The organism is Advenella kashmirensis WT001 (assembly GCF_000219915.2).
GTDB classification, from domain to species: domain Bacteria; phylum Pseudomonadota; class Gammaproteobacteria; order Burkholderiales; family Burkholderiaceae_B; genus Advenella; species Advenella kashmirensis.
The window spans coordinates 2,811,546-2,827,397 of record NC_017964.1; the positions used below are offsets into that span (position 1 = coordinate 2,811,546).

A 15,852-nucleotide genomic window follows, 5' to 3' on the forward strand; every position below is an offset into this window, starting at 1 on the left:
CCGGACTGCCTGTAAAAAACGTGACTGCCTGCACACAATGAAAAATATATGAAAACATCAAATTCATCCATCAGCCGAGCACAGATCGGAACATTCATCAAATCAAGTTCGGTTCATGTCATTGAAATTCTAGGCCTTACTTCGCTCAATTTCGGTGTACTGGATGCCGAACATGCGCCTCTGGACAGATCGACGCTTGATCTGCTCATGCTCGCCGGACGCGCGGCAAGCTGGCCATTGATCGTCCGTATTCCTAATACGGCCGCTTCTACCATCCTTTCAGTGCTTGACATTGGTGCAGCGGGCTTGCTTGTGCCACATGTTGACAGTGCTCATCAGGCCCGCTCCGTTGTAGAAAAAGCACGTTACCGGGGTGGCGAGCGCGGTTTTTCAAGCTCGCCTCGTGCAGCCCGCTATGGAACGCTTAATATGCAACAATGCCTGAACGCTGCTGACAACACCTTGATCATTGCCCAGATCGAAAGTGAAGCAGCCGTCGAGTCAATTGAGGATATATTGGCTGTTGACGGCATCGACGGCATTTTTATAGGTCGCGCAGACCTAGCCCTGTCCTTCGGACTTGACGATCCGAAACACGCGCTCATCACGCGCGTAACCGAAAGCGCCATGGAACGTGCCCGATCGGCAGGAAAAATCGCCGGTATCGCCGTCGGCAATATCGAGGAGCGCGATACCTATGCGGCACTAGGAGCTAACTGGATCGTCGTGGGATCCGATCAATCCTTGCTGCGCCAGGCCGCGCAAGCGGCGGCATCTTCCCAGGTCGTGTAATATGAAAACCGGACTAGGTTTTCAAGAGAAACGATAACGGTCAAGCCCGGACCGATCAAAATACGACATCAATCTTTTGCAGGAAGCTGTTTTGAGCTCATCTCAATCCGTTCGCTCCGTTGCGCGTGCCATCGCCATCTTACAGGCTATGAATCGTCAGCCCGTCTCGACCGTAGATATGCTGCATCTGCAGACCCTTCTACCCAAGCCTACCATCGTACGTCTGCTGCGAACACTCGAGGATCTGCACCTCGTGCGGCATGCACCACAACATGGCGCCTATTATTTGACTTCGGAAGTCAGATCCTTGTCCACGGGATACCATAGTGAGCCTCAAATTGTCGAAGCTGCCATGTCACTCATGGACGCAATGACGCTGAAGGTCAAATGGCCAATGGCAATCGCTGTTTTTGAAGACAACGCGGTGGTGGTGCGCTACAGCACCATTCCGCTGTCTCCGCTGGCGCTGTTGCATTCATCGATCAATATGCGGCTCAGTCTGGCCAGCCGGGCTTTAGGACGCGCCTATCTGGCATTCTGTGACAATGAGGAGCAGGAAATAATCCTTGACGCCCTCGCCCTCTCGAGTAATGCAGAAGATGCGCCTGCTCGTGACCGGGTAACTTTCCAAGAGTTACTCCGGGATATACGCAGCAATGGATTTGCCACACGAAGCAGGACGGTTCGACCGGTTTCGCAAACAATCGCTGTTCCAATTCTCGTTCAAAACCGAGTTGTTGCCACAGTGGGTCTGACTTTTTTTTCATCAGTTCTGACTGATAAAAAGGCCATTGCCACTTATCTTGCTGATCTTCAGGAACTGGCAAGAAACGTGAGCACCCGCCTGCAGCAATTAAATCATTCGGCAAAAGACAAGGCAATCTCCGACATGAATAAAGGCTTGAAACGCCAAAAATAATAAGCCGTATGCCAAGCGACACTCGGGACACACGTAAGTCGCCTATTTATTCTGATGTATGCACAAATTGGCTGAGAACTACATGGGCGTATGGATCGCTCTTGTCTCCACTTCGTGCTGCGCAACGCCATCCACATTTCGGCCCGTCTTTTGTGCGCTTGGCGGCTGTACAATGCTTTTTTTCAAAGACCCTTAATGATTTGTATCAAGACTGGAATCCACGCTGTCGGCTGACCGCAAGCTCGTCAGATAAATAGCGCCGGCGGTCAAAAACAGCATAGCAGTCACTCCCACTACTACCCCGATAAAGGCGTAGTCAAATGAAGCGAAAGCAATCGACAGTAGCCGTTGACTTTGTTCGGGTGGCAATTGCTCTGCAACCAGATGCGCCTGGTCCAGGCTGTCGCGCACAATACCCGGCACAGAAAAATCAGCAGGCAACACCAATTTCATCGTATAAATCACAGACATGATACTGCCGAAAATAGTGACGCCCATTGCACCCCCCAGTTCGTAGGCCACTTCCTCTATTGACGCTGCCATGCCTGCCCGACTGGCGGGAGCGTTATTGATAATGGCTGTGGATGCGCCCGTAATGGCCGCACCCGCACCAAATCCGAAAACCGCCAGCGCCACTGACCACCACAGGATGGCGCCATCGAATATAAACAAATACCAAAGTGAGCCAACTGCCGAGACCAGCAATGAAAGCCATAGCAGACGAGCCGTACCAAGCTTTGGCTGCAATGATCCCATTAGCGGTCCGGCAAAAAAAGCCGCAAGAGGGATTGGCAAAATGAGCAGGCCGGCCTGCAATGGAGAGTAACCACTTACCAATTGCAACCGCTGGCTAAAAACGAGTTCGAATCCAATAAGCGTTGCCGACATAACCGATGCAGCGATGACCCCAAGCAGAAACTGTTTATTGCGGAATAAACCAAGATCAATCAAAGGTGCCGCACTACGCTTTTGTCGACGATAAAAAATGAACAGAGCACCAATGCCCAGCACCAGCGTGATGACAAATGCAACCCAGTCAGCCTGCGGCTTTCCCAGTTCCTTGATTGCATAGGTCAGGCCAATCAGGCCAACCATGATTTGCGCGGAACTGATCAGATCCCATTTACGGGTTTTATTACCCGGCCGTTTTTCCAGAACGCGCGCGCCCACTACGAAGGCAATCACGACCACAGGCACGTTGATCAGAAAGACCGAACCCCACCAGAAAAACTCCAGCAAAATACCACCAACTACCGGCCCGAAAGCGGCACCGCCGGACGCAACGGCAGCCAGATGCCAATAGCAAAGGCACGTTCCTTATCATCCTCAAAGGTCAGCCGAATAATGGACAATGTGGCCGGCATCATCATGGCGGCGCCCACGGCAAGCAATACACGGCTGCAGATAAGTACTTCGGGCTACGTGCGAAAGCTGCCACCAGCGATGCCACGCCAAATACCAGCAAACCGTTAAGAAAAAGCTGCTTGTGTCCGAGGCGGTCACCCAGCGTGCCCAGGCCCGGCAGCAGACCGGCAACCACCAATGGATAAGCATTAATGATCCACAGCTTCTGTGAAGCACTGGCCTGCAGATCATGCGTCAAACGCGGTAACGCGGTGTAAAGCACCGTCAGGTCAATAACAATAAGAAACAAGGCGCTGGAGACGATAGCCAGTATCAGCCACCGGTTGTGTGCAGGTTTGTTAGTTGCAATCATGATAAAAAATTCGTTTGCTCCGACGGCCATGAGTAAAAGCCTGGGCGTGCGAGCCACATACAGTCAGCATCGGTAGGCGTGCGCTTGGGACCGATATGTTGCTTGGTATGAAATCAAATTATTCCTTGTAGGAATCAAGAGATGCACTATAATATAAATCCATACGTATGGAAAGTAATTTTTGATATGAACCAAAACAAATCACAAACCGTTGGCAGGCCGCGGTCGATTGACCGAGAGAAGCTGCTGGAATTAGCAGAGAAAATTGTTGCGCAACATGGTGTTGCCGGCCTGACAATGGACGCATTAGCCAAAGCAGCAAATATTACCAAGGGCGGCGTACAGTATTGTTTCGGCAATAAGGAAGGCCTGATCAAGGCGATGATCATGCGCTGGAGCGATCATTTCGACGCAGAGGTTGCGCAGGCGGCAGGCGATAAAACGGACGCGATTGCGCATGTACGCGCCCATATAAAGGTTACCAGAGAGGCCGATGTACAGGATGAGTCACGTTTTGCCGCCATGCTCGCCGGGCTGGTTCCGAACTCCGACCAGTTGGCCGAAACTCGCGCGTGGTACGCCAGACAGTTGGGCGGGCTGGATTTTTCCACTGCACAAGGGCGCAATGCCCGGCTGGCCTTTATCGCCAACGAAGGCGCCTTCCTGCTTCGCAGTTTCAACTTCTTTGATCTGTCGCCACAGGAATGGCAAGCGGTATTTGGAGATATTGAGCGTCTGCTTGAACGACCGGACTGACAGGCTATATCCTGTTTAATTGTTTATTACCGGGGACGAACAAGCGCTGGCTTTTTTTGCCATAGTGCGCCATTAACGCAACGAACACGTACGTTCATTCAGGAAAAAAGTTGCTCCAAAAGTAACAGCACCACACAGGCACCCACCAGCACCGGAACAAAAACAAATGGGAAGCCATAACCATCCCATAATTTGGGCACACCATAGGCCTTGGGCGTTGTGTCGTTTGTCATGCCAATTTCCTTATATTGACCATTATCTGAATTCATTATTGTAGCTCAACCCATTTTTCCCGGGCTTGATGCCTGACAATATTCTGGGGCAATTGGGCAAATGGATCGTTCAGATACAGAGAGCAGTTGCCCGCGCAGGCACTAGAAGGCCTTTCAAAAGGACCGGTTCAATGAAGCAGCCCGTTCAAGCAATAAAGTGACCTGCTCGCACCGATGGGCTCAGACTGTCTGGCCAATATAAGCGACTCAGTTTGCGGGCAGAAGTGCGCGTTTTATGGCCGTTTTCTTGTATGGCAAAATTTTTTTATTATCGTTTCGATTCAGGCGTATGCAGGCACAACCCACTGGAAAAAAGTAAAAAAAAGCCCGTCTTGTGCAAACGGGCTTTATGTAGTGCCAGGCATTTGCAATTAGCAGTTGCCTTTCTTGGCTTGTCCGGGTGGGCAGAAGCGACCGCCGCCGCCTCCTCGATAGTGACCGTGACCACCGCCATCGTAACCATATGGATAAATACCACCTGGATCGACTGAAACAGATGGTCCCCGGGCCGTACAGCCAGCCAGGAAAACGACAGAAAGACCAAGAAACGCAATCATTTTTTTCATTTTGGATTCCCCATGGGTTAAATACGGTCATCTTACCGACGAACCTGCAGCTACGGATATCATAAATGTAAATTTGATTTCACTTATATACAATTGCAAACTTTATGCTGAAAATGATGGCGAAAAAGCCACTATTGGCCCATTCTGATGATGAAAAAACCCGCAAGGGTGTTCGTCTGCGTGAACCTCCCCTGCGAGCGAACATCTTGGCACCAGCAGCTATGTCCAAGGCACAGGCGCCAGAATAGCCACGGACTGGGATTCACAGTCAACTACGGAGGCCCGTAATCGCTTGCAAGTGCCTCCTGCCCGGGCTACCAGGCCACATTAAAACCAGCAGCGGCACCAATGCCACCAGCAGAATCCCATGAAGTATTCAGGCGCAGATTACTGTTTTTTCCCGTCCTGAAGGTGACACCAGAGGCCAGTGCCACTTGATTCCTGTATGTTGCCATCGCCATTCCAAAAGAGGCGTTCGCATTCGCGGGCGGCGGTGTCAGGGTAGTCATTGCCATTGCGCCGGAAATACCGGCATTAGCCCGTCGGCGGAATTTTTTTATTTGCGATTCCAATTGGCCGACACGTCGGTCCGTATATTGTCTGGACAGCGTGACCGCATTGTCCTGGGCCTGCCGACTGCGAAACTCCGTGAAAGCGTTTGCACTGGAAAGGACCTCACGCCCTACTTTCTCGCTGTACGCATTGGCGTTTTCCAGCGTGGCCTGATTTTGCCGTTCCGAGTACGATTTTGCCTGTGACAGCAGCTTTGTATCGTGCTGTGCACGCCCGGCCGCAATAATCTGCTCCACATGCTTTTTACCCTGAATAATGGTTTCGTTCTTGACTGCGTCGCTATAGGCGTTGGCCGCTGCAATGGCCTGGTTTCTGGACAAGTCGGAATAGGCCTTCGCTTGAGCCAGCACGGGCGAGCCAGCCTGATCGACCATTTTGATCAGATCATTTTTTACAGTATCGGTATAGGCCCGCGCCGCTTTCATCTGGCGCATGGTGACTGCCTCGTCGTCGCCGATACCATCGCGCAACCCCGACAGTGTGCGCGAACCAAAATTGACGTCGCCGGCCCTATGCGATTGTGAACCCGCTCCTATGGCGATGCCACCCTCTGAGGCAAAGGTTGTGGCAGGACCGATTATTTGAACTTTGGAACCAATTGCGATGCTATCTTTTCCGCGAGCGTTTGCGCCCCAACCGATGGCCACGGCACCATCGCCAATGGCCTCGGCCTCGTGACCCAGCTGGGTGGAGCGCGGTTCGCCCTGCTCTGCGCCCGCCTGCTGGCAAAATAGCAGCATGGAAGCAAGCGTGATTACGGTCACTTGCGGTAGAGTTCTCTTGAGTCTAAACATACAATCTTTCTCTCTCATTGAATCAATATATACGCCAGCGTGCAGATAACTGATCCGGCAATCGGATGCCGGATTCAGGTCTGGCAGCAGCAAAAATATTCTAGAGATTTGGAACAGATCAAAAAATCCGTAAATGCCGAAAGACGCGTACATTTACTCTGGAGAATCAGGATGTAATGATCACAATGACGTCGTCACATCACCGCCACAGAACCATGTCTCCCGCGGCTCGGCTGTTAGTACAATCACACACACGTTTGCCAAATCGGAAATCCGGTTGGCCGGCAGTGCTGCCGGTCATTAATTCAACGCCATCCGCAAGCAGGCCGCTTGCCTGTGCAATACATTGGTTATCATGTACACAAAACACTTTTTGCGCGGGAGCCTTCGCCCGCACACCCTTCTAAAAGGAAATAAACTATGGCAGATGCAATTGAGCTTGATTTGCGCGCACTGGTATTCGATGTTTTTGGAACGGTCGTAGACTGGCGCAGCGGTGTCATCAGCGAAGTGACTGAGTTTGCACGCAGGCATGCACTGACAACCATTGACCCGGCAGCCTTTGCCGACGTCTGGCGCAGTCATTATTCACCGTCAATGGAAGAGGTTCGCAGTGCAGACGCCCCTTTACAAGGTTGGATGTGCTGCACAGGGAGAGTCTGGAGAAAACGCTGGCAACGTTTGGAGCGTCGGCCGCCAGCCTGCCTGCGGATGCCCTGACCGAACTTAATCTGGCCTGGCACCGGCTGGATCCATGGCCTGATTCCGTATTGGGGCTCACTCGCCTCAAAAGCCGCTATATTATTGCTCCGCTATCTAACGGCAATATCCGGCTGATGCTTGATATGGCCAAACGGGCCGGCCTGCCCTGGGACGCCATTCTTGGGGCCGAAACGGCCCAGGCCTATAAGCCCGCGCCCCAAGCCTATTTGCGAACGGCAGAGATTCTGGATTTGCGGCCCGAGCAGATTTGCATGGTCGCGGCACACAACAGTGATCTTGCCGCAGCGCGCCTTTGCGGCATGCGCACGGCTTTCATTCCCCGCCCTACCGAGCACGGTCCACAGCAAACAAAAGACCTGGTGCCCGAACAGGATTGGGATGTCGTGGCGCGGGATATGCTTGACCTGGCGCAAAAGCTTGGCTGCTCGCCGACATAATCTGTTGGCATGCACATAAAAAATGAGATGAGTACCTGAGACTGCCAATGCAACCTTGCAGATGAAACGTGCAATGCTCTTGCAATTGAAAGATGTAAATGGACCCGACGCACGTACTCACGAGACTACTGCGGATTCTTGTAACTATTTATATTCACCTTTCATGCAGGCGTATTTGCGTGCCCGCAGGCAATGCCGAAATCTGCTGCACGCCGTTGTATATCAGGGGTCTGCAGATTTTCACCGGAAATACAATTGACATAGCTGCGTTTGCAGGACATGGGCACCGCGATGGTGACCTTTTACCGTGCGTTACATCCATGACAATTGCCATGCCATTGTGCATGCTACGCTAAAGACTCAAGTGATCAGAGTATCAAACGCTGATTTTTACATTAACTGAAACAGGAGCACAGCATGAATAAAGATATTGCAGCCGGCAAATGGGAACAGGTCAAAGGCTCTGTAAAGCAGACATGGGGAGAGTTGACTGACGACGATGTCGCCCAGGTCAATGGCAGTGCCCAGAAACTGGCAGGCATCCTGCAGGAAAAGTATGGTCGCACCAAAGAGGAAGCAGAAAAGCAAGTGAGTGACTTCTGGTCTCGCCACAATAACGACGTTTGATCCAGCGGCCCTGTTCGCTGATACGCAAATCGCTGGCCAGCACTAAACGATCTGATTTTTCTGATGAGTCGATTTATCCGAAGGGTAAGCTGCCTGACGGTTGAACAACTTGACGATTGAACGACCTGGTGTTGGGCGACATGGAAAATTCAGATAAACCAGCAGTCCGCAGCAGCGACGATATACATTCAAGCACCATACCGCAAGCTTTGCCGCCGAGTCGCTAACGGTGCAAAGCTTGCGGCCTTTTCAACTGCCGCACCCCCTTTATATAATGCCAAGGTCAGTCAGGTTCGAATGCTTATCTGATAAAAATCCTCTGCCTTTGGCAATCTCGCTTGTTCCATAGCACCATCAAGAAACAGCACCATTGCAGCCCGATCCTGCGTCTGCGCAACTCGCAAGCGCTGGGCGGGATAACGCTGTGCATGTACGATATTGAAAAGATACAGACCTGGATCGTCAACAAAACGCAATAACGCTTTGGCCTGATCAATGCCGTGCCCAGGCTGGCGAGCATCGCCTCCAGGGCCTGATTGAACACGCTACGCCGTAGCGGCTCGGTAAACTCAAGCGTCACGATCGTGATGGCCGAGTGCGCCTGCACCGGCCTTAGTGAAGCTTGTGGTTTGGGTCGCTGATGCGCCTGCTCCTGCTCCAGCTGCTGCACCGCATTTTGCCGGCCGGTACGAATAGCGCCGGCCAGCGGCCCTGTCAGAAAATTGGAAGATCCGGCGCCTGGCCTGGACGATACGTGCAGCGCTGACAACAAATCCAGCGGATTTGCGTTCGCAAAAAAGTGCGGTATGCTCATGACCGGTGCATCAGTATTGCTTGATACATGTTGGGCAACGACCCATGCCTGCTCTGCTGTGGCGCTGTCTGTTCTGGACAGCAGGACCAGATCCGCCTGCACCAGTTGTCGGGACCATTCAACATAAGCGCTCTGCTTATCGGTATTGACAGCATCCACGATGCAGATGCAGCCATTGTAGAAGAAACGTTCCTTGAGGAAAAAATCACTATGCAATGTAAAACGCAAGGCCGACGGGTCTGCCAGACCGCTGGTCTCTACAATAATGCGATTGAAGCGAGGAATGGTCCGCGCCAGGGCATCGGTGAACAGGCGCTGCAGTGTCGCGCTCATGGAGCCCTGCATCTGACAGCACAGGCAGCCGCCTTCTAGTAGAATAGTGGAAGGCTGTACGAATGACCAGTTTGCCTGGTCAATTCCCAGTTGGCCGATTTCGTTTACGATCACAACCGTATTGGCCATGCCGGGTTGCTGTAACAGCTGGTTGATATAACGGGTTTTTCCGCTACCCAGAAAACCGGTAACAGCGGTAATGGCAACCCGGTTGTCGGTATCAAATGCAGTCGTAGTCATACAAGGAGTCTGAAGTGGTGGTAGCAATAAACGGTGGTATGCAGTGTCGTCTGAAGACGTAAACAACATGCAGGTAGAACTCCTGCACTCGCTGGCCGATCTGCCGGACTTTGACTGGCGCGCCTGGTCCGACGATAACCCGTTTATCTCTCCGGCATTTTTACGTGCCATGGAAAATACCGGCTGCACCAGCGAGGAGACCGGCTGGCAACCGTGTCACCTGATTCTATACGATCAGCACCGGCAGCCTGCCGGTTTCATGCCAATGTATTTGAAAACTCATTCCCAGGCGAATTTGTCTTCGATATGGCCTGGGCGCGAGCCTTCAGCCAGTACGGCCTTGAATACTATCCCAAACTGTTATGCGCCGCCCCGTTTTCGCCGGTTACCGGCCCCCGCCTGATCGGTCGCAACGCCAGGCCAGGCACGTACTGGCCCGGGCGGCCATTGAAGTAGCCGGACGCATGCAAGTGTCGTCCATCCACGTACTGTTTCCCGAACAGGACGATCTGGCCGTACTACGCGAATCCGGCTACATGGTACGCGAAAGCGTCCAGTTCCACTGGAACAATGCCGGTTATGCCGATTTCGATGCCTTCCTGGCCAGTCTGACCTATGACAAACGAAAGAAAATTCGCCAGGAAGCGCGCAAGGTGGCACAGGCCGATATCACGTTTGAATATAAGCGCGGTCACCAGATTACCGCTGAAGATCTGTCGTTTTTCTTTTCCTGCTATTGCAATACATATTACGAGCGTGGTCGCCAGCCTTATCTGTCCGAGGCGTTCTTCAGCCAATTGCTACAACATGCGCCGGATAGCCTGCTGCTTGTAATTGCGCAGCGCCAGGGCAGCCCGGTAGCCTGTGCCATGAACATGATCGGTAACAATAAAATGTACGGTCGTTATTGGGGCGCGCACGAATATATACCTGGCCTGCATTTTCAAACCTGCTATATGCAGGGCATACGCTATTGCATTACCCACGGCATTGCACTGTTTGAAGGCGGGGCTCAGGGAGAACACAAGTTGTCGCGCGGGTTGCTGCCGCAGACAACCTATTCGGCACACTGGATCGCCCGGCCTGAATTTGCGGACGCCATCCATCGCTTTCTTGATGAGGAGACGGTGCATGTCCAGGCCTACCTGGACGATCTGCACGAACATTCGCCTTTCAGGAAACAGAACGACGCTCCGATACCGCGTGCTCCTTCACAGCCCGAGTAACCGTCCAGTGCCGGAGCACGATCGGCACCCGTTGCCGGGCCGCAGCCACAAAGGCATGTGGACCGGTCATTGCCTGAGGCGGGCGTGCCCCCCGAACAGCATAGCGCTGATCATGGCGACCAGCCCCTGGACAACCAGGCGAGCTGTGCAGCCGCCCGCTTATTTGTCTTCTTTATCTTTGTCTTTATCGAGATCGGCGGGGTTAAACGGGAAACCGCCAAATATATTGCTGGTCTGGTTCTGCATCTGCTCCTGCATCTGCACGAACATGTTCTTGGACTGCTCAACGTAATTGTTCATCATATTGTTAAGCAGCGGCGCCTGAATGTTCATGAACTGCGACCAGGCTTCAGCGCCAAATTGCGGTGTGTACACGCCTTTTGACTGTTCGGCCAGTTTGTCCTGAATATCGACAAATGCCTGCATGTTCTTCTCAAGATAGGAACCCATGACGCCCTGCATGGCGTGTCCGTAGAAACGGATAATATGCGCCAGCATGTTGGAACTGAACATGGGCACGCCACCGGATTCCGCTTCAAGGATAATTTGCAGCAGGATACTGCGCGTGAGTTCTTCGCCAGACTTGGCATCCAGCATCTGAAAGCGGACATTGTCCAACACCAACTGTCTCACATCCTGCAACGTAATGTACGTGCTGGTCTGCGTATCGTAGAGCCGACGATTGGGATATTTTTTAATTGTGCGGACGGTGTCCGTTTCAGTTGCTTTAGCCATTACCTGTTTAACCTTTAAATAACTGTCTTTGTCCGATTGAAGGACTTAACCCATATGCAGGCCACCGTTGACCGAGAAGTCGGCGCCGGTGGAAAAGCCGGATTCGTCTGAAGCCAGCCATGACACAATCGAGGCAATTTCTTCGGGCGTGCCCAACCTGCGAACAGGGATCGTGCCGACAATCTGCTCGAGCACCTCGGGGCGGATAGCGCGCACCATGTCGGTGCCGATATAACCAGGGGAGACCGTATTGACGGTAACGCCACGACTTGCAACTTCCTGCGCCAGAGCCATGGTAAAGCCATGAATACCTGCTTTAGCCGTGGAATAGTTGGTCTGGCCAAACTGCCCTTTCTGTCCGTTGACCGAACTGATATTAATGATACGCCCCCAGCGCTTTTCATACATATGCTCAATTACCTGCTTGGTCACATTGAACAGGCTGTTCAGATTGGTATCCATGACCGCGCGCCAGTCATCAATGGACATTTTGCGAAACACGCCATCCCGCGTAATGCCGGCATTATTGACCAGCACGTCCACGGGGCCGTGGTCAGCCCTGACCTTTTCAAATGCGGCGACGGTGGAATCCCAGTCGGATACATTTCCTGCCGATGCATAGAATGTATACCCCTGTGCCGCCTGTTCGTCAATCCACTGCTGGGCATTGCGCTGCGGACCGCAGCCGGCGATAACCGTGAATCCGTCTTTGTGCAGGCGCTGGCAGATAGAGGTCCCGATACCTCCCATCCCACCCGTAACATATGCTATTTTTTGTGTCATTTTGAACTCCTTAGGCTACTTTCACGGTAATAAAACGATGCATTGGCCTGGTCAGGCTTTGACTTTTACATACTGCCCCGGCGCCGGGGCCAGTGGCGGGTAGGCGGCATTGCCCTGCGTTGCTTTAGCTTTTACCTTGCGCCCGCTATGCCCCGCCAGCCAGCCGGCCCAGTCTGGCCACCAGCTGCCAGGTACCGACTCTGCACTTTCCAGCCATTGCCGGGCATCGGTCTGCTGCACCTGCATGGTATCACTGGTCCAGTAGTTGCGTTTGTTCTTTGCCGGCGGATTGATCACACCTGCAATGTGGCCGGAAGCGCCCAGAATATATCGGACATCGCCCGAGAGCAGACGTGCCGAGGCAAACGAGGCATGCCAGGGAACGATGTGATCTTCTTTTGAGCCATAAACATATGCCGGCATGTCCAGATCGGCAAGATCGACCGCTTCGGCGCATATTTTCAGCGCGCCCGCGCGGCACAGTCTGTTTTCCAGATACATATTCCGAAAGTACCAGGTGAAGAACGGACCCGGCAGGTTGGTCCCGTCGGAGTTCCAGTACAACAGGTCGAATGCGGGCGGTGCCTTGCCTTTCAGGTAATTGCTGACGACATAGTTCCAGACCAGTTCATTGGGCCGCAAAAACGAAAAGGTGGTGGCCAGTTCTTTGGCCGTCATCATCCCGCCCTGCCCCAGCAATTGCTCCCGATAGGCCACATGCGCTTCATCGACGAACACATCGAGTACCCCGGTATCTTCAAAATCGAGCAGCGTGGTCAGCAGCGTCACACTGGCCACCGGGTTATCGCCGCGTGCGCGCGCCACTGCCAGCGCGCTGGAAAGCATGGTGCCGCCTACGCAGAATCCCAGGGCATTGATCTGCGACTGACCGGTAATCTGGCAGACCGTATCGATTGCGGTCAGCACGCCCTTTTCTATATAGTCGTCCCAGGTTGACTTTTGTATGCCATCGGTATCTGCCACGGTCGGGTTGCGCCAGGACACCATGAATACGGTAAAGCCCTGGCTCACTGCATACTCCACCAGGGAATTGCCCGATTGCAAATCCAGAATGTAATATTTGTTGATGCACGGCGGGACCATCAGCAACGGCCGTCGGTACACGGTTGCCGTTTGCGGCGCATACTGCAGCAGTTGGAACCAGGGATTTTCAAATACCACGGAACCCGCTGTTGTGGCCAGATTGCTACCCACTTCGAAGCTGGATTCATCTGTCTGGGAAATCTGGCCGCGGCGCAGGTCGCCCAGCAGATTCAGAAACCCCTTCTGCAAAGACTCGCCATTCGTGTCTGTAAAGGTTTTAAGCGCGTCGGGGTTGGTCAGAAAATAGTTGGCGGGCGACATGGCGTCGTTCCACTGCTCAACCGAAAATCGCAGCCGTTCCCGCACATTATCGGGTACCGCAGCCTGTTCGACCATTTTCTGCATGATACTGGCCGACAGCAAATAGAGGTGGGCCATCAGCAGGTGCTGCGGGCTTTCCTGCCAGGCCGCACTGCTGAACCTTCTGTCGGTGAGCGGTGGCAAGGTACCCTGCTGGCCTGCCGCGGCTATTTGCTGCCATTTGGCGAGAAACTCGGTCTGCAACCGCGCCGGGAAGGCTGCATCCTGTGCCGGATCTGCCTGGCCTGCCCGTGCTTGATCAGTCTCGTTGGTCACTCGTCTCTCCGGCTGTGGTGGTCTGATGTTCATTCGTGCATGCTCACCGTGTACAAATCATTCTATATAAAAACAAACAGTACGTCAGACGGTATCTACCCCACTAAGGGAAACCCTGAGCGCCCACCAGGCCTGGCTCTGCACAAATTACCGGCCGCCGCAGACAATCAGGCTCGAGCCAAATAACCGTGGCCAATCTGCCGGTTGTCTGGCTGCGCCGGTAGGAATAAAAAAGGTCATCCTGCCGGTAGGTGCACAGGCCGCTTTGTTCAACCTGCCTGATGCCAAGCACCGCCAGGCGATGAGCTGCAATGCCGGAAAGATCGGCCAGCCACTTGCCTGGATTGTCCGGATGCGGCATGAAGCAAAAGGCCACCGTGGGATCCACATCCAGGAACGCCTCGCGCACTTGCGGACCGATTTCAAATACCTGGCGGGAAATGGCAGGGCCAATCCAAGCGTAATCAGGCAGTTTACCGCAGGCACTATGCAGTTTTTTGACAGTATTTTCCAGCACGCCTGCGGCCAGACCACGCCAGCCCGCATGAGCTGCCGCCACGCCCTTGTCCGAGGCAAATACCACCGGCAGACAATCGGCGGTCAGAATAGCCAATACCCGACCAGGCGTCATCGTCATACTGGCGTCAAACGGTCCCGCCACATCAGTCCCAACCCGGGCCGCATCTGCATCCAGTACGCTGGTGCCATGCACCTGGTCAAGCCAGACCGGGTCCCCCGGTAACAAAGCACGCAGCCGCTTGCGGTTTTCCCATACCGCCTGCGGATCATCCTTGACGTGCAGCCCCAGATTATTGCTATCGTAGGGCGCCTGGCTCACGCCTCCATGACGTGTGCTAGTGAAATAACGCACGCCTGGCCAGCGCTGTCCGGTCACATGTAACGGTTTCATTTTGATGTCCATTCAATGGCTGCCATTACCCGCTCCATATCGTCAGGGCGAGCCGCGTCAAATGACCGGGGCTGATCCGTGGCTGGATCAATAAAGGTGAGGCGCCTTGCGTGCAGCATCTGACGCTGCGCGGGGCCTAGCAACTTGCCGTTGTACAGGGTATCACCCAGCAAAGGATGCCCCAGCGCATGCATATGAACCCGGATCTGGTGGGTTCTGCCAGTTTCCAGCCTGCATTGCACATGGCTGACGGGCGCCTCGTCGATATAGCCGAAAGCCAGGCGCTCATAATGGGTAATCGCTTCCTTGGCTGCAATCGGCGTGACGGTGGACATGCGCACCGGTACATGGCGATCACGACCGATAGGAAGGGTGACGCTGCCGCTGGCAGGGCTATGTCCCATTACCAGCGCTTCATATTCCCTTCCCATGGTGCGCGCCTGCAATTGCCTGACAAAATGCGTCTGGGCCGCTTCGTTGCGCGCCACCACCAGCAAACCATCGGTGTCCTTGTCCAGGCGGTGCACAATGCCAGCCCGAGGCACATGGGCCAGTTCAGGATACCTGTAGAGCAGACCGTTTAACAGCGTACCCGACCAGTTGCCGGCGCCGGGATGGGTGACAAGGCCGGCGGGCTTGTTGACCACAATCCAGTCTGCAGAATCGGCCACGACCATAAAATCTACCGGTTCCGGTGTAAAGGCCGTCTGTTCGGGCGCCAGCTGCATGGTGACCAGCAGCAGGTCGTCGGCGCCTACGTTCTGGCGGATTTTGCCGGGTACGCCATTGACCAGCACATGCCCTTGTTCTATCCATCCCTGCAGCCTGCTGCGTGAATGTTCGGGTATGAGCGCAGCCAGGACCTTATCCAGCGCTCGCCGATCATCGTCATGGGAAGACGGAATTGCCGCTGCTCATTGTCGGGAATTTCGTCGGCATCCTGCAAAGTTGGGTC

The 15,852-nt window shown here is 53.8% G+C and carries 15 protein-coding genes and 2 pseudogenes; 6 read left to right on the forward strand and 11 right to left on the reverse strand.

Annotation, left to right across the window (positions count from 1 at the left end):
- The first annotated feature begins 48 nt into the window (after positions 1-48).
- Together TKWG_RS13225 and TKWG_RS13230 are read left to right on the forward strand one after the other, a co-directional pair.
- Entirely contained in the window at positions 49-792 is a 744-nt protein-coding gene (locus TKWG_RS13225) for an HpcH/HpaI aldolase family protein (protein WP_014751311.1), read from the forward strand.
- Positions 793-883: 91 nt separating this feature from the next.
- Positions 884-1,711, forward strand: a complete 828-nt coding sequence (locus TKWG_RS13230; RefSeq protein ID WP_014751312.1) for a DNA-binding transcriptional regulator — start codon at positions 884-886, stop codon at positions 1,709-1,711.
- A gap of 192 nt (positions 1,712-1,903) precedes the next feature.
- On the opposite strand, the gene TKWG_RS13235 is transcribed toward TKWG_RS13230, so the two are convergent.
- Together TKWG_RS13235 and TKWG_RS27530 are read right to left on the reverse strand one after the other, a co-directional pair.
- Positions 1,904-2,950, reverse strand: coding sequence for an MFS transporter (locus TKWG_RS13235; RefSeq protein WP_322786544.1), 1,047 nt, complete (start codon positions 2,948-2,950; stop codon positions 1,904-1,906).
- 127 nt (positions 2,951-3,077) lie between these two features.
- The gene (locus TKWG_RS27530; RefSeq protein ID WP_322786545.1) at positions 3,078-3,428 is read right to left on the reverse strand and encodes an MFS transporter; all 351 of its coding nucleotides are present in this window, start codon (positions 3,426-3,428) and stop codon (positions 3,078-3,080) included.
- 186 nt (positions 3,429-3,614) lie between these two features.
- On the opposite strand from TKWG_RS27530, the gene TKWG_RS13240 reads away from it, so the two are divergent.
- Positions 3,615-4,184 carry a TetR/AcrR family transcriptional regulator gene (locus TKWG_RS13240; RefSeq protein ID WP_041710271.1) on the forward strand — a complete coding sequence of 190 codons (570 nt, stop codon included), beginning with the start codon at positions 3,615-3,617 and terminating at the stop codon, positions 4,182-4,184.
- A 98-nt stretch (positions 4,185-4,282) separates the two neighbouring features.
- On the opposite strand, the gene TKWG_RS26005 is transcribed toward TKWG_RS13240, so the two are convergent.
- From TKWG_RS26005 to TKWG_RS13250, 3 genes are all read right to left on the reverse strand, one after another.
- Entirely contained in the window at positions 4,283-4,417 is a 135-nt protein-coding gene (locus tag TKWG_RS26005) for a hypothetical protein (RefSeq protein ID WP_264300240.1), read from the reverse strand.
- A gap of 410 nt (positions 4,418-4,827) precedes the next feature.
- Positions 4,828-5,022, reverse strand: a complete 195-nt coding sequence (locus tag TKWG_RS22630; RefSeq protein ID WP_081489296.1) for a hypothetical protein — start codon at positions 5,020-5,022, stop codon at positions 4,828-4,830.
- Positions 5,023-5,336: 314 nt separating this feature from the next.
- A complete protein-coding gene (locus tag TKWG_RS13250) occupies positions 5,337-6,389 on the reverse strand; it encodes a YadA-like family protein (RefSeq protein WP_171815167.1) in 1,053 nt (350 codons plus the stop codon).
- Between the two features lie 438 nt (positions 6,390-6,827).
- On the opposite strand from TKWG_RS13250, the pseudogene TKWG_RS13255 reads away from it, so the two are divergent.
- A pseudogene (locus TKWG_RS13255) lies at positions 6,828-7,549 on the forward strand (haloacid dehalogenase type II); the annotation flags it as partial.
- 417 nt (positions 7,550-7,966) lie between these two features.
- Positions 7,967-8,176: a CsbD family protein gene (locus TKWG_RS13260; RefSeq protein WP_014751317.1), complete on the forward strand. Its 210-nt coding sequence runs from the start codon at positions 7,967-7,969 to the stop codon at positions 8,174-8,176.
- Between the two features lie 301 nt (positions 8,177-8,477).
- Here the strand turns inward: TKWG_RS13260 and TKWG_RS21665 are convergent, their stop codons facing one another.
- Complete coding sequence (locus TKWG_RS21665; protein ID WP_014751318.1) at positions 8,478-9,563, reverse strand: CobW family GTP-binding protein; 1,086 nt, start codon at positions 9,561-9,563, stop codon at positions 8,478-8,480.
- A gap of 67 nt (positions 9,564-9,630) precedes the next feature.
- On the opposite strand from TKWG_RS21665, the pseudogene TKWG_RS13270 reads away from it, so the two are divergent.
- Positions 9,631-10,789 (forward strand): annotated as a pseudogene (locus tag TKWG_RS13270) (GNAT family N-acetyltransferase).
- Between the two features lie 159 nt (positions 10,790-10,948).
- Here TKWG_RS13270 and phaR read toward each other — a convergent pair.
- The 5 genes from phaR to TKWG_RS13295 form a co-directional block, all read right to left on the reverse strand.
- A complete protein-coding gene (gene phaR, locus TKWG_RS13275; RefSeq protein ID WP_014751322.1) occupies positions 10,949-11,524 on the reverse strand; it encodes a polyhydroxyalkanoate synthesis repressor PhaR in 576 nt (191 codons plus the stop codon).
- 45 nt (positions 11,525-11,569) lie between these two features.
- Positions 11,570-12,307, reverse strand: a complete 738-nt coding sequence (phbB, locus tag TKWG_RS13280; protein ID WP_014751323.1) for an acetoacetyl-CoA reductase — start codon at positions 12,305-12,307, stop codon at positions 11,570-11,572.
- Between the two features lie 51 nt (positions 12,308-12,358).
- Positions 12,359-13,987 carry a PHA/PHB synthase family protein gene (locus TKWG_RS13285; protein ID WP_014751324.1) on the reverse strand — a complete coding sequence of 543 codons (1,629 nt, stop codon included), beginning with the start codon at positions 13,985-13,987 and terminating at the stop codon, positions 12,359-12,361.
- A 103-nt stretch (positions 13,988-14,090) separates the two neighbouring features.
- Positions 14,091-14,897, reverse strand: a complete 807-nt coding sequence (gene pgeF / locus TKWG_RS13290) for a peptidoglycan editing factor PgeF (RefSeq protein ID WP_407636848.1) — start codon at positions 14,895-14,897, stop codon at positions 14,091-14,093.
- On the reverse strand, positions 14,894-15,802 hold the full coding sequence (locus TKWG_RS13295) for an RluA family pseudouridine synthase (RefSeq protein ID WP_085946370.1): 909 nt from the start codon (positions 15,800-15,802) through the stop codon (positions 14,894-14,896). The genes pgeF and TKWG_RS13295 overlap by 4 nt, the downstream gene beginning before the upstream one ends.
- Between the last annotated feature and the right edge of the window lie 50 nt (positions 15,803-15,852).